The sequence below is a fragment of the Kaistella sp. genome (genome assembly GCF_041824135.1).
Taxonomy (GTDB): domain Bacteria; phylum Bacteroidota; class Bacteroidia; order Flavobacteriales; family Weeksellaceae; genus Kaistella.
This window is the reverse complement of record NZ_JBGZYM010000031.1, coordinates 12,838-34,935: the sequence shown is the minus strand read 5'-3', so window position 1 is coordinate 34,935 and position 22,098 is coordinate 12,838. Positions and strand designations below refer to the sequence as shown.

Annotated in this window: 18 protein-coding genes; 11 read left to right on the top strand and 7 right to left on the bottom strand. The window is 35.5% G+C overall.

What is annotated here, in order from left to right; all coding sequences use genetic code 11:
• Positions 1–198 precede the first annotated feature (198 nt).
• The 6 genes from ACEYOS_RS03480 to ACEYOS_RS03455 all read left to right on the top strand — a co-directional run bounded on the left by ACEYOS_RS03480 (position 199) and on the right by ACEYOS_RS03455 (position 8,108).
• Positions 199–1,215, top strand: coding sequence for a BT4734/BF3469 family protein (locus ACEYOS_RS03480; RefSeq protein WP_373707709.1), 1,017 nt, complete (start codon positions 199–201; stop codon positions 1,213–1,215).
• Positions 1,216–1,368: 153 nt separating this feature from the next.
• Entirely contained in the window at positions 1,369–3,195 is a 1,827-nt protein-coding gene (locus ACEYOS_RS03475) for a reverse transcriptase domain-containing protein (protein WP_373707710.1), read from the top strand.
• Positions 3,196–3,538: 343 nt separating this feature from the next.
• Positions 3,539–4,102, top strand: coding sequence for a CIA30 family protein (locus ACEYOS_RS03470; RefSeq protein WP_373707711.1), 564 nt, complete (start codon positions 3,539–3,541; stop codon positions 4,100–4,102).
• 347 nt (positions 4,103–4,449) lie between these two features.
• A complete protein-coding gene (gene betT / locus ACEYOS_RS03465; protein WP_373707712.1) occupies positions 4,450–6,630 on the top strand; it encodes a choline BCCT transporter BetT in 2,181 nt (726 codons plus the stop codon).
• Positions 6,631–7,042: 412 nt separating this feature from the next.
• Positions 7,043–7,621: a hypothetical protein gene (locus ACEYOS_RS03460; protein WP_373707713.1), complete on the top strand. Its 579-nt coding sequence runs from the start codon at positions 7,043–7,045 to the stop codon at positions 7,619–7,621.
• 40 nt (positions 7,622–7,661) lie between these two features.
• On the top strand, positions 7,662–8,108 hold the full coding sequence (locus ACEYOS_RS03455) for a hypothetical protein (RefSeq protein ID WP_373707714.1): 447 nt from the start codon (positions 7,662–7,664) through the stop codon (positions 8,106–8,108).
• A 216-nt stretch (positions 8,109–8,324) separates the two neighbouring features.
• Here ACEYOS_RS03455 and ACEYOS_RS03450 read toward each other — a convergent pair whose 3' ends face one another.
• Together ACEYOS_RS03450 and ACEYOS_RS03445 are read right to left on the bottom strand one after the other, a co-directional pair.
• A complete protein-coding gene (locus tag ACEYOS_RS03450; protein ID WP_373748010.1) occupies positions 8,325–8,984 on the bottom strand; it encodes an ankyrin repeat domain-containing protein in 660 nt (219 codons plus the stop codon).
• Between the two features lie 11 nt (positions 8,985–8,995).
• Positions 8,996–10,336 carry an amidohydrolase gene (locus tag ACEYOS_RS03445; RefSeq protein ID WP_373707716.1) on the bottom strand — a complete coding sequence of 447 codons (1,341 nt, stop codon included), beginning with the start codon at positions 10,334–10,336 and terminating at the stop codon, positions 8,996–8,998.
• Between the two features lie 155 nt (positions 10,337–10,491).
• On the opposite strand from ACEYOS_RS03445, the gene ACEYOS_RS03440 reads away from it, so the two are divergent.
• The 5 genes from ACEYOS_RS03440 (at position 10,492) to ACEYOS_RS03420 (ending at position 14,714) form a co-directional block, all read left to right on the top strand.
• A complete protein-coding gene (locus ACEYOS_RS03440; protein WP_373707717.1) occupies positions 10,492–11,034 on the top strand; it encodes a DUF488 family protein in 543 nt (180 codons plus the stop codon).
• 93 nt (positions 11,035–11,127) lie between these two features.
• A complete protein-coding gene (locus ACEYOS_RS03435; protein WP_373707718.1) occupies positions 11,128–11,337 on the top strand; it encodes a DUF2945 domain-containing protein in 210 nt (69 codons plus the stop codon).
• Between the two features lie 24 nt (positions 11,338–11,361).
• Positions 11,362–12,243: a LysR substrate-binding domain-containing protein gene (locus tag ACEYOS_RS03430; protein WP_373707719.1), complete on the top strand. Its 882-nt coding sequence runs from the start codon at positions 11,362–11,364 to the stop codon at positions 12,241–12,243.
• A gap of 80 nt (positions 12,244–12,323) precedes the next feature.
• The gene (locus ACEYOS_RS03425) at positions 12,324–13,259 is read left to right on the top strand and encodes a YeiH family protein (RefSeq protein WP_373707720.1); all 936 of its coding nucleotides are present in this window, start codon (positions 12,324–12,326) and stop codon (positions 13,257–13,259) included.
• A gap of 174 nt (positions 13,260–13,433) precedes the next feature.
• Positions 13,434–14,714 (top strand): chloride channel protein, encoded by a 1,281-nt coding sequence (locus ACEYOS_RS03420; protein ID WP_373707721.1) that lies wholly within the window; start codon positions 13,434–13,436, stop codon positions 14,712–14,714.
• Positions 14,715–14,977: 263 nt separating this feature from the next.
• On the opposite strand, the gene ric is transcribed toward ACEYOS_RS03420, so the two are convergent.
• The 5 genes from ric to ACEYOS_RS03395 all read right to left on the bottom strand — a co-directional run bounded on the left by ric (position 14,978) and on the right by ACEYOS_RS03395 (position 22,095).
• Positions 14,978–15,697, bottom strand: coding sequence for an iron-sulfur cluster repair di-iron protein (gene ric / locus ACEYOS_RS03415; RefSeq protein WP_373707722.1), 720 nt, complete (start codon positions 15,695–15,697; stop codon positions 14,978–14,980).
• Between the two features lie 126 nt (positions 15,698–15,823).
• Positions 15,824–16,255 carry an Rrf2 family transcriptional regulator gene (locus ACEYOS_RS03410; RefSeq protein WP_373707723.1) on the bottom strand — a complete coding sequence of 144 codons (432 nt, stop codon included), beginning with the start codon at positions 16,253–16,255 and terminating at the stop codon, positions 15,824–15,826.
• A gap of 12 nt (positions 16,256–16,267) precedes the next feature.
• Positions 16,268–16,642, bottom strand: a complete 375-nt coding sequence (locus ACEYOS_RS03405; RefSeq protein ID WP_373707724.1) for a hypothetical protein — start codon at positions 16,640–16,642, stop codon at positions 16,268–16,270.
• Positions 16,643–16,711: 69 nt separating this feature from the next.
• Entirely contained in the window at positions 16,712–17,182 is a 471-nt protein-coding gene (locus tag ACEYOS_RS03400) for an Lrp/AsnC family transcriptional regulator (protein ID WP_373707725.1), read from the bottom strand.
• Between the two features lie 131 nt (positions 17,183–17,313).
• Complete coding sequence (locus ACEYOS_RS03395; RefSeq protein ID WP_373707726.1) at positions 17,314–22,095, bottom strand: translocation/assembly module TamB; 4,782 nt, start codon at positions 22,093–22,095, stop codon at positions 17,314–17,316.
• Positions 22,096–22,098 lie beyond the last annotated feature (3 nt).

Here is a 22,098-nt window from a genome sequence, read left to right as displayed (position 1 = left end):
TTTTTTGTTTTATCAATAACATTATGGTTAGTTTCTCATTAAAATTATTAATTTAGACAAAATTATGTTTTATTGCGATTTTAACAATTGCCATAAAAACTTTTATATTTTTAAATAGATATTTTCATTTAAAATATTAACTATAAAATATTTTGAGACATATGAAAATCAAAAATTTTTATAAATAATTTGGGCACAATGAAGGAAATACTAAGTTTAATGGTTTCTTACCAAAAAAATACTTGGTCAGAAATTTCTGATGAGGTAACAATTGATTCCGTTTTAAATGAAATAAAATCCAACAAATATGAAATACAAATAAATACTTTACGAAATAAACTTGAAAATGGAGACAAAGAATTTTATGATAATTTTAAAAAACAATTACCTGCTGTAACATTTAGTGCTACATTTAATTTAAAAAGAAAAAATGAAAATCTAAAAATTTACAATGAAATTATTGTAATAGATATTGACAAACTAACTAAAGAACAAATAGAATTAATCTATAGCCAACTGAAAAATGATGAATATGTGTTAGCATTTTGGCGTTCTCCATCAAATAATGGATTTAAAGGTTTAGTTGCTGTTGAATATGAAATTAATGAAGAAATAATTGAATTAGAGATATTACACAAAAGAGCATTTAAAAAATTATTTGAATATTTTCAAACAAAATATAGTATAGAACTTGATAAAAGTGGAAGCGATCTAACACGACTTTGTTTTATGTCTTTTGATAGTAATATAGTTATTAAAACTGGTCATAAAAGATTTAAAGTTGTTAGTAGTGATATTAAAAATATTTCTAAAATAGAAAATAGGAAATCAGTTGCTCTGAAATTCTTTAGTAGCAACGATGCATTATTTAATCATAAAGATAAAAACAAACCGATTGATAGAAAAATAATGACTGACATAATTAGAAATCTTACTAACAAAAAACAGTCAATCACTAATTCTTATGAAGATTGGTGCAAAGTTGCAATGGCTATTTCTAATACTTTTACATATGAAATTGGTTTAAAATATTTTTTAAAGTTGTGTTGTTTAGACGGAGAAAAATACAATGAAATTATTTGTACTAATTTTCTAAATAATTGTTTCGAAACCAGAAAAGGAGATGTTAATTTCAGCAGTATTATTTATTTAGCAAATCAAAAAGGTTATAAAACTAAACATCAAAAAAATGGGGTTCTGAAGGAGAAAGGGTAAAACCTACACTCAAGTATCACTCTCAACAACGGTCTAACACTGCCAATTGGCTTAAAACCAGAGAGTCTAAATGGTGTTGACATTATATGTCAGTATCTTTGTCAATATGTGAGAAATCACTGTTTTTACTCGGAACCCCTTATTTTTAATTTAATGAAATCATTTGAAAAACACTTTACAGAAAATGAGATTTTACGACAGATTTGTAAAATTCGTGTGAAAATGGCGAAAAGTAAATCAAAAATTCATTTACTAAATTCATTAACATCCAATCCTAAATATAATTATCATTTAAATTGTTTAAAAGAGCCAACGAATGCATTTGAAGAGTATCAATTTGAATTAACTAAATTTCTTTCAACTATTTTACCACCTCGAAAAAAATGGGTTAAACTTGGCGAAGATTCTAGATTAAAATCCAATGCAATTAATAAAATTAAAGAAGCAAAGGAAAATAATATCAAGTTCAATAAACGAAATTATTTTCTTTCTTCTACCGATAAAAATTTTTGTTCTCTACTTAAGTCTATTAAAATTGAATCTAAAAAGAACCTCAAAGAACAGTGGTATCTTAATTTGCAAAATTTTATTCAGGAAATTATTGATATTTCACAAAGCCAAGAATATATAATTGAAAAACCGATAATTGTACCAAAATTAAAAGAGAAGACGGTAAAAATAGGGAATAATGAATGTCGACCAATCTGTTTGTTTAATCTGAAAGATAGAATACTTTTAAGTTTGACAAATAAATTTTTAACTCGATTATTTGACGGATACTTTCAAGATAGTTCATATGCTTTTAGATCTAAGAAAAATGATGAAAAAATCACTATATCTCATCATGACTGTATTAGAGATATTATAAAATTCAGAAAAGATAATATAGATAAAGATTTATATGTTACTGAATGTGATATGAAAAAGTTCTACGATACTGTAAATCATGAGATTGCTAAATCTTTATTTGACAAATTAATTATAAAAGCAAAAACGACATATCCGCATCTTAAATTTGACAATGCAATTGCAATTTTCGAAAGTTATCTACATTCCTTTGCTTTTAACTTTGATATGCCAAAAACAGTAGATTTAGATTATTGGAATTCTTATAAAATAAAAAATGGTGAGTTCAAGTGGATTTCTGATGATGTATTAAAAATTCAATATGATGATATAAGAAATGAACGAATTGGAGTTCCACAAGGTGGTGCTCTCTCAGGTTTAATTGCGAACATTTATTTAAATGATGTTGATATAGCCTTAATTGATAAAAAAGTTTTATATCAAAGATTTTGTGATGATATGATTATAATTTCAGAAAGTTTAGAAGAATGTAATGATGCAAAAAGTTTATACATAAATGCTTTAGAGAAATTAAAATTATTTCCTCACGAATTTAAAAGTGATTCGGAATTAATAAAAATCAATAATTACAAAATTAATTATAAACCATTTTGGAGTGGTAAATCGAAAGGACCATTTAAATGGGGGAAAGCTAGTAAAAATACGTTTCCTTGGATAGGTTTTATTGGATATGAAATTAATTATTTAGGCGATATTCGAATTAGAAAAAGTTCATTAGAAAAAGAATTACTAAAACAGAAAAAAATAGTAAATGAAATAAAAAATGCAATTGAAACTGACATGAGAAAGCCAAAAGGAGCTGCAACAGAATCTGCAATTAATAGACTAATTGGTATGTCAGTTGGACGAATTGGAATTGATAATTTTGAGGAAGCATCCTCTGACTTATGTTGGAAAAATGGTTTTAAAGAATTGTCGTTGAACGAACACTCTTCAAGACAAATAAAACAATTAGACAGAAATAGATGTAAACAATACTATAAACTACTTCAAGAAATTAAAGATCCAGAAATTGATGCAGGCGAGCAAGAAAACAGACAAATAATTAAGTATAACAAACCTTTCAGTTATTTTTATCAAGTTTTGGAAAGACAAAAAAAAATTGATGATTAAATTTGCTAATCCTGATACCTTTTGATTTGTATCTCGATCGCGCGTATTCGCAATGAGTGACGAAAATAAATGAATAAATATTGCAGTAAAATTTCAAGTTCTAATAAATTAACGATCTTATTAAAAATCAGCTATATCGAATTTAGTAATCGATTGTTAGCCCTTGCTACCACAAGAATCCTTTCGTGTGGTCGTTCTTAAAAAAATAATGATATTCAAATGATCTCAATTTCCAAATCCGCCATGCGAGGCAAAGCAGTTGGATTTTATTTTTTGTAATTTTAGGTCCAACATTTCTGAAATGCGAATAATACTATTTTTAACACTCCTAATTACTTCCTGTATGTCGAATTCAAATAAAAACCCTGAAACTGACCATGCTACAAATGATCACACTGAAAATAAATCCAACACCCAAATGATTTATAATTTTCCCGAACAGGACAAAGGTAAATGGCGGATACAAAATGATGTGGTCATGGGTGGCCGGTCTGAGAGCCAACTTAAAATGACTGAAGACAGTGTTGCGCATTTCTCCGGTCGTGTTTCCCTGGAAAATAATGGTGGTTTTTGCTCTATCCATCAAACTTCAGAGAAAGAACCTTTTATCATTAATGAAAAATCGGAGGCTTTTATATTAAATGTAAAGGGAGACGGAAAAAATTACAATTTTAGGATAAGAACTCCGAAAGGCAGACATTCTTATGCTCAAACATTTTCAACGAACAATAAGGGAGATTGGGAAACCATCACGATTCCATTTAAATCGATGCAGGCCACTTACAGAGGCGAAGTGGTAAACGTCCCGAACTACAACGGAGAAAATGTAGTTGAAATGCAGTTACTCATAGGCAATAAGAAAGAAGAAGACTTTGAAATTTTCGTCAGATCAATTGCGGTGAACTAATTTTACACCGCTTTTCATACATTTTAAAATAAAAGAAAGACCAATCCACTGATCATCTCAGTGGATTTCTTATCCGTCAAAAAACTGATGAATGTTCTTTGGAAAAAAACCTGGGACAAACCACGTATTTAGAGCGTGTTCTTTTAGATGTCAAATTTAAAATCATATTGTAACCCCTATTAGATGATTACCAATAAATTAAATTCCTTTTGATAATGGAGGCAATAATCATTATGCATTTCAAAATACAACGGTCTATTGATTTAATGTATTCTATTATCTTAGCGTAGCCAATTAAAGAATGGAAATCTTTCGTTGGAAGATTATAAAAAATAAGTCCGATGCCCATGAGCCAAAATTCCAATACAGATAACCCGAATGATGGGAGCCATACAGAAAAAACGCCGTTTGAACGCAGTCGCTTCGGGGGCAGCACCAAGTCGCCTAAAGTAAAAAGTGAGATTCCGGTTTCAAAAAGTGATTTGGGGAAAGGCGCTCAAAAACTCTGGCAGAATAAAACCACCCAAATTAACTGGAGTGTTTTAATTATATCTTCAAGTGTAATCGCGGCGTTTTCATTTTGGGCAATTGCGATGCCTGATCAAGCGAGATCAACAATGAAATTAGCCGTTAATTGGATTGCCACCAATTTAGGTTGGTACTACGTTTTGACGATGGCGCTGGTCATTTTCTTTGTCGTTTGGGTGGCAGTATCAAAAGCAGGAAGCTTGCGTTTGGGACCTGATGATTCGCGGCCACAATACGGACTGGCTACCTGGGCCGCAATGCTTTTTGCAGCAGGAGTCGGAATTGATCTGTTGTTTTTCTCGGTGACAGGACCGGTCGTTCAGTATTTGACGCCACCCTCGGGTGAGCCAGCATCTGCCGATGCTTTACAGGATGCGGTCGTTTGGACCATGTTTCACTATGGTATCGCCGGTTGGGCGGTCTATGCATTACTCGGGATGGCCATGGGATATTTTGCGTATCGCTGGAATTTGCCTCTTTCGATCCGGGCAGCGCTGTATCCGCTTTTTGGCAAACGGGTAAAAGGTCCACTGGGTGACGCCATCAGCACCATTGCACTGATAGGAACTGTTTTTGGCGTCGCAACCACCATGGGAATTGGCGTGGTGCTGCTTAACGTGGGTTTCGCAAAACTGTTTGGATTTAACGAAGGTCTGACGTTGCAAATTGCACTGGTTATTGGCGCCGTGATTTTAACTATTGCTGCCACAACATCAGGCGTAGATCGTGGGATCCGCTGGATTTCTGAATTGAATCTGTGGAGCGCCGTGGCCATGATGGCATTTATTCTGATTGCAGGCCAAACGGCATTTTTGCTCAACGGTCTTGTAGAAAACATCGGTCATTTTTTGGTGACGCTGCCTTCAAGAATGTTTAAAACTTTTGCCTATGTTCCGGACAGCAGTGACTGGATGGGCAGTTGGACCCTTTTCTTCTGGGCCTTCTGGCTCGCCTGGGGACCTTTTGTCGGCGTATTTTTGGCTCGGATTTCCCGGGGGCGAACTTTGCGCGAATTTGTAGTTGCAGCGATTACGGTACCGGTACTTTGTGACTTTATTATCGTGTCCTTTTTTGGCAACTCGGCACTGTACGAAGTTTTACAAGGCAACACGGAATTTGCCCAACTGGCAATCGAAAGTCCTGAACATGGTTGGTATGCACTTTTAGGAATGTTCCCGGCACCTATGTTCTTGATCGCTCTTGCCACGTTTTCGGGCTTGTTGTTTTACATTACCAGTGCCAATTCAGGTGCCATGGTAATGTCTAATTTTTCAGCCTCGATTCCTGATCCAAGTGAGGATGGTCCTAAATGGTTGCGAATATTTTGGGCTGTTCTAACGGCAGTGTTGACCATTTCTATGCTTCTGGCGGGCGGCGTTATTACGATGGAATATGCTACGCTAATTTTTGCGCTTCCGGTAACTGTTATTGCTTATCTGGTCATGTTTTCATTTTATAAAGCGTTACGGATAGAGCGTGCAGAACAAGAAGGAAAAGTAATTCGCGATCCAGCAATTACTCCAAGTGGTGGTCATATTCCGGAGCGTTCCTGGAAACAGCGACTTGGGCAAATGCTTACTTTTGCCTCAAAAAAAGAAGGAGTGCAGTATTTAGAGCGCGTGATTCGCCCTGCTCTTGATGACGTGGCGGCGGAATTTAGAGGTCAGGGTTATGATGCCGAGCGTCAGAATGCCGACCACGACGAAACAATCTCAACCATCGATCCTACTCGCCCTTCGGGACCTTTACTAAGGGTGTCAACGGATGGTGTTCATGATTTTTATTATCAGGTGGCAATGGTGGCGACACCGGCACCGACCTTTAGCGGAAAAATGGCGTCCGATACCGATGTTTATTATCGTCTTGAAGTCACTACCCAAACCGGATCAGGTGGCTATGATCTAATGGGATTGAGCCGTCAGCAGGTGATTGATGATGTACTGGAACAATATGATGCCTATATTACCTACATAAGAGCGGCGCGAGAGGAAGAAGAATAAAGCCCTTTAACCTTCACAAGGTTTTAAAGTTTGACAAGGTTTTAAAAATGAACAATTTAGTTTAAGAAATCATCAATCCATTTAAAATTTATAATTGCATTCCACCAAAGAAATATTGATTTTTCAAAATGAATCCAGCAGCAAAACCCATCATTTACACGTCGATCATTCCACCCGTACGATCGACGAGTTTCTGGTATTGTTGAATTCTTTTCATATTAAAATCCTAGCTAATCTTCGCAAAATGCCGCTTGGCGAAACAAATCGACTCGTTCGAGCGGAGAATCTAAAGGAAAAAATCCAAAAATGAAATTAGAAAACTTTTGGACTTAACATGCGGAAGATTAGACAATCGGCTGATCATTTCAGTGGTTTTTTTTGTTTGTATATTTGAATACATTAATGAAAACTTATGAAAAATATTTTATCAGTATTTTTTTCCTTTTTACTGCTTATTGCCTGCTCCAAAAAAAGTGAAAAGATTACAACAGAAAAAATTCATCCTGTTCTCCTTAAAATCAGTTATTACCCAAGTTTTCACCAACCAGCAGAAACGATTGTTAACTTCAACGAAAAGTATCTAATTTTTTATAACCCAAAGGAAAGTATTGTGGAACCTCCTCCACCACCAATTGAAAATGGTAAAGAAAATAAGGAAGAAAGTAATTATAAAAAGTATTTAGCAGAAAGACCAGAACTGGTCGCATTTAAAGTAAATTTAAATGAGGAAGATCTCAACAGCATTCGAAATGTAATTTCTACTTTCAAAGCAGATGATTTTATAGATGATCAGTATATAACTGCAATCGACGGAATGTCAACAAATATGATTATTTTATTGTCAGATGGTAAACTAATACAAATGAACCCTTTCAATAGTCCAAATGAAAAACAAAAAGCACTGTATAAAAAGGTGCTTAGTATTTTAATGGAGAAAAACATGGATAAAAATAACTCCATCATTTTACAGAAAATTGAAAACTATAACTGAACAATATCTCATTTTATTGGCACAAAGAAAAATAAACTCGATGAGAAAGAATCTCTTTAAAACTCAACTAAAATTAATGATGAGAATTTTTATAGTATTTACAGTTCTTTCAGGACTTGCCTCTTGTAGGACTGCATCGGTTCAGCAAGTAAATTCCGATATTAAAACAAAATTTGGGTTTGAAATTACAACACCAAACAAGGCCGTGTTTTTTGTAGAAAATAAAAAAAGCAAAGACCGTGTTTCAGATCATCATTTGGAAATCACAGATCTGTTGTATCAACAATTTGGACCTGCAACAGATAATTTCTTTATTGCCAAAACCAATGCACGGGATTTTAAATTTAATCTGGCAGATAAAACTTATTATATTGATGTTGAGAAATTACCGAAAAGAACTGCGATGATTTTATTTGATGGAAAACACAAGCCAATTATTGAGTATAATCCGAAGAATTACCGCAAACTGATTGAGAAAATAAAGTAAAAGCCACCGATTCGATCTGAATATTGATTGTCGAAAACAATGAAATTTTACTTTAATCTTTTTCTACTTTCTGCAGGTGTTGGCGCGGTCAACATCTTAATTTTCATCTTTTTATTACAATTTCAAATTCTTCACAACAGCAGTTCCATACCAAAGGAGCTGGTTACCGTTGGTATCATTCTCACCGCAATTCCGATACAATTTTATTTTTTTGAACTACTTCAAAAGAATTACGATTTCCTCAAAACCTCTGGATCTGGCGTGTTGCAATGGCGTGATCCGATCGTTATCTGGAATATCCATTTTCGCGCCGGCCTCTTTTAATATTTGGACGATCTGTTGGTAAGTTTCACTGCCATCACCAAGGATTACGGCTTCCATCAAGGCTGTCCATCCCAATCTGTTCACGTGATCGATCGGATAATTTTTGGTGCTGGCTAATAGTTGAACAGTTTCTACATGTCCACGTTCGCAGGCAGGAATTAAAGCCGAACCATTATACCGGTTAAAGACGTTAAAGCGCGCTCCGTTATCTAGAAATAACTTCAAAAGTTCAGTTTGTCCCGTTGCACCTGCGTAAAGAAAAGGACTGTCTAAGTTTTCTGATTGCTGATTGACATCTGCGCCATATTTTACCAGTAAAGCAGCCATTTCTTTCTGCTTTTTAATCGTTGCAAGTAAGATTAAAGATCTTTTTTGCAAATCAGTCGTATTAACGTCCGCGCCATTTTTTAAGGCTTCTTCTACACTTGATCGATCATTCTTTTGAACCAGATTGATAATGTTTGAAACGGTCATAATTTCTTTTTTAGTTTCCATCTTTTCTGAAGATGCACAATTGAACAGCAACAGTAGTAAGAGTGTCATCGTTTTCATAAATTAATTATTTAATAAACGATTGTTCCGTTGTGAACGAGTGATTTTACAGGAGAAATTCGCGAAACGGCTTCGGCTGAGCAACTGGCATCAATCAAAACAAAATTAGCTTGATCACCAACTTTTGGCCACTGCTGAATCCCTTTATCGTCTAACGGAATTGGTCCTGCAGTTGCTAATTTCAGCATTCGTGACAAGTCATACTCTGTTGATTTGCGGTATAATTGCGCGGCAAGATTTGCTTTTTCAAGCACGCTTCCGGTTCCAAACGTATTCCATTGATCGACGATGCTATCGTTGCCTGTCATAACATTTACCCCATATTTCAGCAACATGGGAATCGGCATGATCAATCCGCCAAGCGGAATAGTAGAAACGATGCCAATTTGAGCTTCAGCAAGCTTTTCCGTGATTTCTTCCTGCTTACTTTTATCTATTTTTCCAAGAATAAAACAATGGCTCAAAAAAGTTTTTCCTTTCAAACTCTTGTTTTCATTCACTTTATCAATTAAATATTCAACGGTCTTTAAACCTGATTCTCCGGTTTCGTGAAGATGAATATCAATTCCTTTGTTGTGGTCCAACGCTAGTTGAACGGTGAAATCCATTGTTTTTTCGATCGCCCCGTCAATAGAAAAGGGATCTACTCCACCGATGAAATCAATGTCCATTTGAGCCGCTTCTTTTAAATACGGAACCGAGTCGGTGTAGAAAACGCCGTGTTGTGGAAAAGCGACCAGTTCTGAATCAAAACCAGTCTTCTTATTTTCAAGCGCTATTTGCAGATTTTTTAAAGACTGTAATTTGGAGGTCGGCTCAATATTAACGTGGCTTCGGGCAAAAGTAGTTCCTTTAGATTGTAGTAATTCAATCATTTTCTCCGCTTTATAGGTTGAATTTTTCAGCAGTTCTGGAATAATTTCTTGCTCCAACGCAATCATTCCTTTAATGCCGCCAGTTCTCTTTTTTACCGCTTGCCATTGATCACCATAATAGGTTTTATCGAGGTGAATGTGCATGTCTCTAAAAGCCGGAAGCATCAATAAACCTTTGGCATCAATCGCTTTTTCATTGGGTTTGTTGGCGGAGATCGATTTAATTTTCCCGTCACTTATTTGAACCATAAATAATTCTGTCTTCGTACGGTCCACTTCGCCATCTTTATACTCAAAGCCAGTTTCAAGTCTAACATTCTTTAGCGTAAAATTTCCGCTGATACCCTTTAAATATGGGTCAGTTTCAGGTGAAGCTGCATTGAGAGAATTTAAAATTCCTGACCCAAATGTTAAGCCCGCAACGCCCAAAACAGAATTTCTTAAAAAGTCTTTACGTGAAATACCCGAATTCTTCATATTATTTATCGTTTGTCCAAATCTAGCCCTAAAGATAAGGCGAAGAATAAAGAAAATGTATATTAAATAGTTTTTAAATATTTACATTCCGTTGGTGCAATTATTTCATGTTCTAATTCTAATGTCGTTGAATCAAAAACATTTTAATATTATTTATGAAACCTCCAGACAAACCTACCATTTACACCATCGGTCATTCTACCAGAACGATCGAGGAATTTCTGGACCTGCTCTTTTCATTTGACATTAAAATTTTAGCAGATATTCGAAGACTTCCAGGTTCGAGGAAATATCCGCAGTTTGATCAGGATGCGTTGAAAAAATCATTAGAAGAAAACGGAATTGAATATATTTACATTGAAGATCTAGGTGGCAGAAGACCCGCAAAAAAAGATTCCAAAAATACGACCTGGCGCAATAAATCCTTTCAAGGTTACGCTGATTATATGGAAACCGACTCTTTTGCAAATGGTGCTGCAGAACTGGCAAAGTTCGCTCTGGAAAAACCCACCGCGATGATGTGTTCCGAAGCAGTGTGGTGGCGGTGTCACCGTTCGATGGTTTCAGATTATTTCAAAGCAAAGGGTTGGCAAGTTTTACATATTATGGCACGTGGGAAAGCAACTGAACATCCTTTTACTGCTCCCGCGAGAGTTGTGGGAGATCAGGTTTTATATTCAGAAGAGAATTGTGACTAACCTTGTCACGGTCCTCAAAACAAATACTCTACTAAACTTTGTCAAAGATTTTAACTTTGACAAAGTGGAGAAAAAACTTTAAAAAAAATAGCAATGAAAACAAAATTTAAAATCGGCGATAAAGTAAGCTGGAATTCTGAAGCTGGAAGAGTTTCGGGAACGATAATTAAAGTTCATACCAAGGATTTCGATTACAAAGGTTACACCCATCATTGCACCGAAAATGATCCGCAGTATGAAATTAAAAGCAGCAAAACCGATCATATTGCGGCGCACAAAGGTTCGGCATTGACCAAAGAATAAAAATCATTATTCTACATTTGTACTATGTTTGATTACCGACTGAAAGTTTTTCACACCGTTGCCAATCGTTTGAGTTTTACTAAAGCTGCCAACGAACTGAATATATCGCAACCCGCTGTGACCAAACATATCAAGGAAATTGAAAACCAGCTCAACACCAAATTATTTGACCGAAAAGGAACCACGATTCAACTCACGGAAAGTGGAACAATACTTTTTGTTTATGCTGAAAAAAGTCGGCAACTTTTTCGCGATTTAGAATTTGCAATTTCTCAACTCACCAAACAGGAAAAAGGAAAACTCAAAATTGGCGCCAGTACTACGATCGCTCAATATATTTTACCTGAAATTCTGGCAAAATTTAATTCTTATTATAAAGACATCAATATTGAATTAGTTACTCATAATTCCGAAGACATTGCAGTTTTACTAAAAAATGGAAAGATCGATCTGGGAATTGTCGAAGGAGAATCGAAGTCTTCTTACTTTGATTATCAGAAATTCAAGCGCGATGAAATCGTTTTGGTTGGTAAAGCGAATCATCCTTTGGTAAATAAAAATTTTAAAATAAAAGACTTATACGATATCGATTTAATTGTAAGAGAACAAGGTTCGGGCACGCAGGAATTTATACAAAATCAATTAAAAAAATCTGGAATCGAAGTTCAGAAATTAAATATCATCATGCAATTGGGAAGCAGTGAAAGTATCAAAAATTATTTACTGCATTCTGAGGCGATGGCGTTTCTATCGATCAGTACGATTTTACAAGAACTGAAATACGATCAACTCAGCATCATCGACATAAAAAACTTTAGAATTGAACGGGATTTCAATTTTATTACTTTAAAAGGTGAACAGTCAGATCTCATCGATCTTTTTAGAAAGTTCATCAATTATAACTAATCGTTATAGTCAACAACAAAATGTGATGAAAAATTGAATGATAAATAGCCGAAATTTGTCTTATCAAAATCACTTAGAAAATGCAAACTACTTTAGAGAAAGATCTTCTACGAAAAATATTATTTTTTCTTTTGGTTCTATTCTGTGTTTCTCCCTTCGCAAGTTCTCCCGTCGCTTTAGCTTTAGGGATCGCTTTTACGATCATCATCGGAAATCCTTACGAGCAGAAAGTTCACAAATATATTCACCTTCTACTGCAAATATCGATCGTCGGATTGGGATTCGGATTACAATTGGACGAAGCGCTAAAAGCCGGACGTGAAGGAATTACTTTAACCATTATGAGTATTACTACGGTGATGGTGCTCGGTTATTTCCTGGGAAAATTTCTTAAAATCGAAAGACCTTTATCTTACTTAATATCCGTCGGAACCGCGATTTGTGGTGGAAGTGCCATCGCTGCGGTAACACCGATCATTAAACCAACCACGAAACAAATGTCTTTGGCTTTGGCGATTGTGTTCACCTTAAATTCTGTCGCTTTATTTATTTATCCAGCGATCGGACATTTATTGAATATGACGCAGGAACAGTTCGGCTTGTGGTGCGCCATCGGAATTCACGATACCAGTTCTGTAGTTGGAGCTGCCAATAAATACGGTGATATCGCTTTGAAAGTGGCGACGACCGTTAAATTATCGCGAGCTTTGTGGATTATTCCAATGTCACTTTTAACGATGGTCCTGTTCAAAACCAAAGGAGCGAAAATAAAAATCCCGTGGTTTATTGGCTATTTCATCATCGCTATTCTACTTCATACTTACTTTCCAATTTTTGAGGGATTTAGTCACATCGCAACTACCGCAGCAAAATCTGGATTGAACCTCACTTTATTCTTCATTGGTTCTACAATCTCGATCGCGACTTTGAAAACCATCAGTTGGAAACCTTTATTTCTGGCCATCGTACTTTGGGTCATTATTAGTGTCGGCAGTTTGTTGATGATTTTAAAATAGCTTTTTTACTAAACCTCATCTCTTTAAGATCACTAAGACTTTCGCTGAATTCTATTTTAGCGAAAGTTTTTATAAATTTGCACCACCGCATTTTGCCTGAAATAGTTCTACTTTTAAGAAAATATTCAAATTACGGCAAGTTCATTTCGTCGCTACTCATCTTAAAGCAATCCTTTGGAAAGAAAAAAAATCGTTACCCAACACTATTTCAGACTCATCGTTGCCTCAATGATGGTAGGTTTGGCAAGTGCTTTATTGGCTTTTACCTTAAAACATCTGACCGAATTTTTTGAGCATTATTTCTTTAATTTCGTTCAGAACCGATATACGGTACTTTTTATTATTCTACCTTCAATTGGAATTACGGCCATTTACTTTCTAAGGAAATATCTTTTTCAAAACAGAAAAAATAAAGGAATTACCGAGATCTATAAAACTCTGGATCAGCGAAAAGATCATTTGCCGTTATTCAAAATTCCTTCTCACTTTATCAATGGATTTTTGACCGTAATTTTCGGTGGTTCCACCGGCGTAGAAGTTTCTACAGTCGTTGCTACAGCGACGATTGGAAATTACGCTTACGAAAAAGAATTCTCAGCGAGAATGTACAAACGGGAATTGATTTGTGCCGGAGTGGTAGCCGGAGTTGCCATTTTATTTACAAGTCCACTGGCTGGATTTTTATTTGCCATGGAAGTGATCGCCAGAAAAACAAGAAAATCGCTCATCATCGCCTGTACTGCTTCAGCCTTGATCAGTTGGCTGTTTATTGAACTCTTCGATTCGGCAAGAATTCTTTCGACGAAAGTAGAAGACTGGAACTATAATGCAATTCCATTTTTTCTTGTACTCAGTATTTTGGGTGGAATACTTTCTGTTTATTTTACGCTTTTAGTCACCAGAATGAAAAAGCTTTTTAGTAACATTTCTAATAATTTCATTCGGGTCAATTTAGGAGCAATCGCTGTTGGAACATTGATTTTCTTTTTCCCGACTTTATATGGCGACAGTTATCACGGTTTGCGTGAAGTGCTCACCAATCCTATAGAATCATCATCTGCAGTCCCTGTTTTATTTCTATTGGCCGTGGCGGTTTTAAAACCTTTAGCTTCCTCCTTAACCTTAGGAGCTGGCGGTGATGGCGGTGTTTTTGCGCCAAGTATTGTTGCCGGTGCATTCTTAGGATTAATGGTCGCCTTTATTGGAAACAATTATTTCGGAATGAATTTAATTCCAGTGAATTTTGCCTTGCTTGGTGCGGCTGTTACTTTATCTGCGTCTTTGTACGCGCCTTTTACGTCAGTGATTTTAATTTGTAACCTGCTTCCAGACGGGTATATTTTGTTTGTTCCAATTCTGATCTGCTGTTTTATTTCTCATCAGTTTGCTAAGAAACTGCTGTCTTATAATGTTTACACGCACGACTTTTATCTGAATTCAAAAGCCTCTTCTTAAACCGATTTCTTTTTAACCACAAAAGTCACAAAAGCTTTGACAATAAAAGCCCATAGTATTGCTGCAATAAAGTACACAAAACGTTTATAGATCTATTGACTTTCACTTCATGAACTTCTATTTATAATTTTTGAAGAATATCTTTGTGACTTTGTGGTTTAAGAATTTGTCGTTTTGGTAGTTTAAAAAATTTATCAAAATAGAGATCCACTTCAAAATAAATGAAATGGATCTCAGTAAAAAAACAGAAAATTTAGTTTAGTCTAATTTTGAAAAGTCTTTTCCAGCTCAATTGCTTTAGGGAAAAGAATATTGTTTTCTAAGTGAATGTGCGTGTGCAGATCTTTTTCAAAATCTTCAAGCATTTTATAAGTCACTTGATAGGTTCCGCAAGCATCGTCTGGGAATTGATAACTATTGGTCAAGTCGTCAATCTTTACAAATAGGTCACCTACTACGGTATGCTCATGTTTCATCATGGCAACAGGACTTTCTACCGTACCAAAGCGTGGTGTTTCTAAGGCTTCTCCTTTTTGTTTGGCGTTGACCATTTTTTTAATGAAAGGGAAGAGAATTAGTTCTTCTTTTTTCATGTGTGCTGCTAACTCTCCGGAAATTTCTGTAAAGATGCTGGTGATCTCAAATAGTTCAGGATGTCTGTCGCCATGAACTTTGCACAGTTTATTTAAATACTGAAGAAGTACCGTAGAATTTTCCTCTACATATCGGTGATGCGTTTTCTCAACATAATCCGCCAATAGGTCTAACGGCCAAGAATTGAAATCGATATCGCCGGATTGTAGATTAGCTACATTTGATAATTCATTGTAAATATCTTCTGCCTGGTATTTTTTGTTCTCACAAGCTTCTTCAACAGTTCTGTCGCCTTTACAACAAAAATCGATTTTATATTTGCGAAATACTTGTGCTGCTCTGAAATCTTCTGCTACAAATTCACCGATGGTTTTTTCTTTCGTTAACATGATGTCTTATTTAATATTATGGTACAAATGTAAACAATTTTTTAATTCGGACAAAATTATCTTAATTAAAATTAAAGAAATTTTCAAATTTAATTTAGAGGAAAAATTTAAAGTATAAAAGATGAATTACTTAAGCCAGACCAAACCGTTTTCAGTTCTGATCGCTAAGTCATAGAAAGAATATTTTTGGGTCATCGCCACCAAGTTATCGCGGACAATTTTAAAATCATCATGAACGGGACAAGGATTTACCGACGAACATTTATGCAGACCTAAACCACAATTGGTAAAAATACCGTCGCCGTCAATTAACTGAACAACATCAAAGATCTTGATCTGTTTCTGTTTATCCAGCTGAAAAATAAAACCACCCTGTTTGCCACGGACTGATTCCAGAATATTTGCACGACAAAGTTGCTGCAAAATTTTAGCTGTAAAAGCTTCGGGAGCATTGACTGATTTAGCGACCTCTTTTACATTCGCACGCCGCTCCTGATTGCTTTGTTGCGCAATATAAATGGTTGCTTTTATGGCATATTCACAAGCTTTTGAAAACATGATCTTCTTTAATTATTTAAAAAATTGCCATTTAGGAATAATTGCTAAAAGGCCTACCCCAACGTACAAGAACATATTGGTAACATCGGTGTAAAGAAAGGTGGTCAGAAAGAAACTGTGCGTCAGAAAATGGGTCAAGACCGCCAAAGGAAAAGTATAAGCCGCGATTTTTTTATAAAAGAATATAAAAATAACGGACATAATCATGATTAGATCAACCAGAAAGATAAAGTAAAAGTAAGCGGAAGGAATATTAATTTCCTGATGTTGTGAAAACTCATCTACATCAATACCAACGCCCATCAGCGAAAAAAGCATCAAGGCGGCTAAAGACAGGACAAATCCAAAATCCTTGTTTGGACTTTCATCCTTAAAATTATCATTCATAATGGTAAAAATAAAAAAACTTTTGATAAAAAATCAAAAGTTTTAGATATTGTTGATATAAATCAGTGTTTAGATCGTAACCGCTCGGATTAGTCTGTTTTTATCTGAAATATGTTCTTCCATAGAGATCATACTTTCAGTTCTCATAACATCCTGGATGTCATCAATCTGATAAATGATTCTTTTAGCATCTTCTGTATTCTTCGCTTTTACTTTGCAGAAAATGTTATATTTTCCAGAGATCACACTTGCTTCAATAACGTTAGGAATGGTTCCCAATTCTTTTAAAACATCCTGAGTTCTATTTGACTTGGTCAATAAAATTCCGATAAATGCGGTAAAGTGGTAATCTAATTTAGAGTAATCAATGTTAAGTGAAGAACCTAAAATAATTCCTGCATCTTCCATTTTCTTAACACGTACGTGGATTGTTCCTGCTGAAACGTCCATTTGTTTGGCGATCTCTGTAAAAGGCATTCTGGTATTTTCTACTAAGAAATCCAGAATTTTCTTATCTATTTCGTCGAGTTGATAATTCATTTTTATGTTATTATATATTTAATAATAGTATCCTATATTTTTTGCAAATTTACGAAAAAATCTGAATACACAAAAACTATCTCAAATATTAATACATTTTAACTAAAACCGAAACTTTTACTTAAATATTCTTAATTTTTCACATCGTTTTTAATGGAATCTGTTTTAATTGGCTGTTCCTTCCGATTTTGATTTTTGTTCTTTTTCTTTCTTTTAAAGATTGTATTGAAACTTTTGCTATACACAACACCCACTCCGTAGCTTTGATTGGCTCCAGCGTTGCCAGAAGCTGCACCGTTGAGGCCAATATTGGTTGGTTTCGAATACCCTCGAAGCAATCTTGTTCCATCATTTTTCTTAGACCAGTCATATTCTACAATTCCTTCTCCAGAAAGATAATCACTGCCGGCATTTTCGGACTTAGAAATCGGAATTCCCAAACCGGTCTTCACCGTAACTCTCGGAGATAAGGCAAAACTTAAACTCGCATTGGCGCGATCACCGGTGTTAGAACCGGCATCACCTTTCAAATAATTTAAATCGACCTGAAATTCATTACTGATCGTGTTTAAAACCGATCCTAATTGTTTAAACAATATATTGTAGCCAGAACTTTCGGCAAAATTTCCGATGTTGATATCAAATCCAGAATTGGTATCATTGAAACTGTTAAGTACCAGGATTGACCCAAACTGAATGATCTTCTCATCTTCATTGCTCATTTTTTCAGCAAGAGTCTCCTTCAAACTACTGGAAACATCCTGAGCGGAAACTCCTAATTCGATCTTCGGATTGTTGAGCGTTTGTGTAATTTTAGTAGAAAGAACGACATTAATTGGTTGTAAAGTACCCAGGTTTAAATACTGTCCCGCATTCGTTACCGTACGCAGATAAGTTGCATCAATATTGAGCTGTGGCGCAATCGCATCACCATCCCAACGGATTGAACTGCCTTTTGATATTTGGAAAGTACGGTTAAGAATCGCTTTTGAAACAAAAGTTCCATTATCAACAATATAATTTCCGTTCATCGCAATGGCTCCTGTTCTGCTCATGGTAAAACGCAGTCGCTCGGAATTTCCACGTACGCTGATATCACCAATATCGTCTCCTACCAAAACATTTACGGTTGTTCCTTTATCGACCTCTAAGTTAAAATCGACGTTCATATTAGCACCCGATTTCTTCTTGACTTCCGTTGTAATCGCACCACTGTCGTCGCGGGTTAGAAAACGCAGCATCTTAAATTCCTCCACATTTGAAGTAGAATTCGAGTTAAAGGTAAATACAGAATTATTAAGCGCCTTCATTTCTGGCGTCGAAATACTTAATCCAGAAACTGGTCCATCAACGTAGATGGTTCCGTTTCCATAGACTCTTCCCCAAAATAAATCGTAATCTTTTTGAGTGGTGTTCAACAATAATAAATTATCGGCCCGCATTACTAAGTTGACTCCCATTGATGATAAAGTTTCAAACTGAATCGCTCCAGATATCGACCCACTGGAGTTAGAACGACCATCTTTTACACCAATATCATTCAGAATAGCCAAACCTCTTGATAATGAAACTACAGTGTCATCAAACGAATAATCAACACCCGTAAAGTCCAGCTTTAATCCAAATTTAGTTAAAGCGATATCACCACTATAATCGATATCGTTTAACTGGCCTGTTATTCTTAAATCACCCGAAGCTTTACCACGAATGTTCGAAAATATACCCTGTACAAATTGTTGCGCAAACGCCACATCGAAATTATCCATTTTGGCTAGTAGATCAAGTGACGGCGAAGGCGTATTATTATTGATCGTTCCGGTGAGGTGCAAATCATTATTACCTATAATTCCCGTTGAGATCGCTTTTATATCAACATCAAACACATTAGGAATCGGACTGTTTTTGGTTATAATTTCTATCCTTCCCATTTCCTGGCCGTTCATAAAAATATCGCTGATCTTTAAATCGATGAGTGGTTCCAGATTATTTTTGTCCATTTTGATATTAAAATTACCATTGGCAATTCCATTAATATCCATGTCATTTTTATTCTTAATTAAAGCGAAAACTTTAGCGATATTTAAGTTTCGAACTTCACCTTCTGCAGAGAAATCTTTGGCAGATTTAAAAACAGCATCTTTTAAAAACAATTCACTGTTATCTGAGTATAGCCTCAAATTTTGAATAAGAAAATCACCCATTTTTTTACGATACGTTATTGAGTGATCTAAAACCGGATCAGTATCTACACTCCAGGCTACATCATTAACCGTAACCGTTGTCGGTTCAAAACGGAAGACAAAATCTCCAGCACTATTGGTCGATTGATTTAAATTGATGGCATATTCCTTCATCTCCTGTTTCACCTCATCTTCAGGAGAACCAAGTTTAAATTTTGTGGCAATGTGCAGCAGGTTGTTATTTTCATTATTTCCGCTGAGCGTAATGTCTTTTAATATATTTTGGTTGTACTCTATACGGTCAATTTTCGCAAAGATCTGTTCTTCTAAATTCGCGGTATTGATCCTTACCATCAATCGATCAACCATGGCGCTGTCTTTCGAAACCTGATCTCTCTCATTGACTTTATAAGCTGGATTCGCAAGCGCAAGTGCTTTATCGGCGTCGGTAATATCCTGCTTTTTCGTCATCACATATTTGAGTAATTCTGCATCTACATTTAAAATCAGATTGTTAGAATTGCCATCGTAAGAACCATCTATTTTTGCTCCTTTTGGAATATGAAGTTCTGGCATAAAGTAATTGACAAGACTTTGTTTCACATCGAAATCCATGGTAAAGTTTTGCCCTCGATATAATTTTCTCGGCGGTGGACCAACCAATATTTTTCCGAAACCGTTTTCTACCATTCCGACTAGATCTCCCAAATTAAATTTACCGGAGATTTGTCCATTTACAGCGCCTGGGGCATCTACCGAAACAATACGGTTTCCATTTTCGAAAAATGCTTTTACATTGGCCTGCGGAATATGAAACTTCTGATTATTCGCCGCGAAATTTATATTTTGCAAATCAGCATCGAGTGTTAAATCATTAATATTGGTCATTGAGACTTTTCCATCAACGATACCGCTTACCACTTGAGTTCCTTTTGCACCCGTAAAATAATTGATGTTTAAATAATCAACATTGGCCTTAACATCTGCATAAAGTTTTGAAGTGCTGAAATCAATCAGACCTTTCACATCGGCTTTTGCCTGATCATCGTTAACATTGATAATTCCGTTGTATTTTTTATGATCCAGAATTCCTTCTAAATAAACATTGTTAATGACTTTATCGGTAATCTCGATTTTTGAAATTTGAGATGTCGTGCGAATCACCATGGTGTTGACATCGAAACTTCGACCATCCACATTAAATTTTCCACTGATCAAACCGACTTCTTTACTTTTGGTGATCACCGAAGTATTCAAATCATTGACTTCCGCAAAGCCTCTGTATCTTGGCATATTGGTGCTGTAATCTTCCAGATAAAAATTATTGATTTTCGCCTGCCCGATTCCCGTGATTAAACTGGCTTTCGGAACATAAACCTGCTTTGGTGTTACCCGAGCTGCACCATTATATTTCAAACGTCCGAAATCATCGGCAAAGTTTTTCATTTTTGAGGAAATGAAAGTCGGCATCATGGCTTTTAAATCTTTATAGGTAAAGTCGGCCGCAAGCGTATTGGATTCGATTAAAAAATTCCCTTTTAAAATATTAGAAATCTTCATTGATTTCGTCTTTATATTTACTTGAGGGTTGCGAACCAGGAAATCATCCAATCTGAATCCATTTAAAGGACCCGTCATTTTACCGGAAATATTGATCGGTTTATAATTGTCCCAATCCGTTACGAAATAACTAATATCATAACCACTGATCTGACTTCCTTGTTTTAACTGCATATCCCACTTCACTTTATTAGTAAAATCGGACCAGGAGCCATCATTCAAATTCAATTTTAAATCTCCCTGAAGCAAAGAATGATCGGTATTAAGGGTCAAATCATTTAAAGAAAGAAAATCATGGTTCAATTTAAAATCTGCAGAAAATGTATCCACGAAATGTTTTTTACCCCATCTTTCGGTCGTAAATCTCATATTATTGATTTGTGCAGAAACGTCAGAACCGATTACTTTCAATTCAGGAACGACCAGATTTACATTTTTTGCATCGAGCCATTTTCCAGCTTCACCTTCACTATTTTGATTGATGATGGAGACTTTGGAATTGGTAATAAAAACGCGGGATTTTAATTGGAAAGGTTCTTTCTTAACCGTGGACGATGGCGTATTGAAAAGATCTACAAACCGAATGAAATTTGAAATACTGTCTCCTTTATAAGTAATAACTTTAAGGTCGAGCTCATCTAAAGATAAGGATTGAAACTGCAAATTTCTAGAATTACTGATGATGGTAAACCAGTCAGAATCTGCGTATAATTCTTTCGCCTTTAAAAACCGAAAATTCTTGTGATCTTTAATGGCAACCTTATGAATATGAATATCTCCGAAATAGTTCACATCAACACTTTCAAAAGACATATTGGCATTTAAGTCTTTATTAAGTTTCAAAATTACCTTTTGTGCTGCCCAGTTTTTGGTTGCTGGTAAACTTACAATGACGAAAAAAGAAAGAACGAGAAAAAGAGCGGTCCAAAAGATGACGAGCAATAACTTAGCCCACCATTTATAACTGGTTACATCTTTTGCAGCCTGTTCACCGAATTCTTTCGCTGTTTCAACCGGGTGATTAATGGCATCAGAAGCGAGATTGGCGGCATCTTTTACCGTTTCTTTTACGCTATCCTGAACGCTATCTACGCTTTTCTGCACAGAATCACCAATGTTTTCAGCAATCGATTTTTTGTTTTCGTTATCGTTATTATTCTCTAAATTTGCCATTGT

Excerpts from the sequence above, each read along its gene's own strand:
- ACEYOS_RS03480 (WP_373707709.1), top strand. The coding sequence starts at position 199 with ATGAAGGAAATACTAAGTTTAATGGTTTCTTACCAAAAAAATACTTGG.
- ACEYOS_RS03475 (WP_373707710.1), top strand. The coding sequence starts at position 1,369 with ATGAAATCATTTGAAAAACACTTTACAGAAAATGAGATTTTACGACAG.
- ACEYOS_RS03470 (WP_373707711.1), top strand. The coding sequence starts at position 3,539 with ATGTCGAATTCAAATAAAAACCCTGAAACTGACCATGCTACAAATGAT.
- betT (WP_373707712.1), top strand. The coding sequence starts at position 4,450 with ATGAGCCAAAATTCCAATACAGATAACCCGAATGATGGGAGCCATACA.
- ACEYOS_RS03460 (WP_373707713.1), top strand. The coding sequence starts at position 7,043 with ATGAAAAATATTTTATCAGTATTTTTTTCCTTTTTACTGCTTATTGCC.
- ACEYOS_RS03455 (WP_373707714.1), top strand. The coding sequence starts at position 7,662 with ATGAGAAAGAATCTCTTTAAAACTCAACTAAAATTAATGATGAGAATT.
- ACEYOS_RS03450 (WP_373748010.1), bottom strand. The coding sequence starts at position 8,984 with ATGAAAACGATGACACTCTTACTACTGTTGCTGTTCAATTGTGCATCT.
- ACEYOS_RS03445 (WP_373707716.1), bottom strand. The coding sequence starts at position 10,336 with ATGAAGAATTCGGGTATTTCACGTAAAGACTTTTTAAGAAATTCTGTT.
- ACEYOS_RS03440 (WP_373707717.1), top strand. The coding sequence starts at position 10,492 with ATGAAACCTCCAGACAAACCTACCATTTACACCATCGGTCATTCTACC.
- ACEYOS_RS03435 (WP_373707718.1), top strand. The coding sequence starts at position 11,128 with ATGAAAACAAAATTTAAAATCGGCGATAAAGTAAGCTGGAATTCTGAA.
- ACEYOS_RS03430 (WP_373707719.1), top strand. The coding sequence starts at position 11,362 with ATGTTTGATTACCGACTGAAAGTTTTTCACACCGTTGCCAATCGTTTG.
- ACEYOS_RS03425 (WP_373707720.1), top strand. The coding sequence starts at position 12,324 with ATGCAAACTACTTTAGAGAAAGATCTTCTACGAAAAATATTATTTTTT.
- ric (WP_373707722.1), bottom strand. The coding sequence starts at position 15,697 with ATGTTAACGAAAGAAAAAACCATCGGTGAATTTGTAGCAGAAGATTTC.
- ACEYOS_RS03410 (WP_373707723.1), bottom strand. The coding sequence starts at position 16,255 with ATGTTTTCAAAAGCTTGTGAATATGCCATAAAAGCAACCATTTATATT.
- ACEYOS_RS03405 (WP_373707724.1), bottom strand. The coding sequence starts at position 16,642 with ATGAATGATAATTTTAAGGATGAAAGTCCAAACAAGGATTTTGGATTT.
- ACEYOS_RS03400 (WP_373707725.1), bottom strand. The coding sequence starts at position 17,182 with ATGAATTATCAACTCGACGAAATAGATAAGAAAATTCTGGATTTCTTA.
- ACEYOS_RS03395 (WP_373707726.1), bottom strand. The coding sequence starts at position 22,095 with ATGGCAAATTTAGAGAATAATAACGATAACGAAAACAAAAAATCGATT.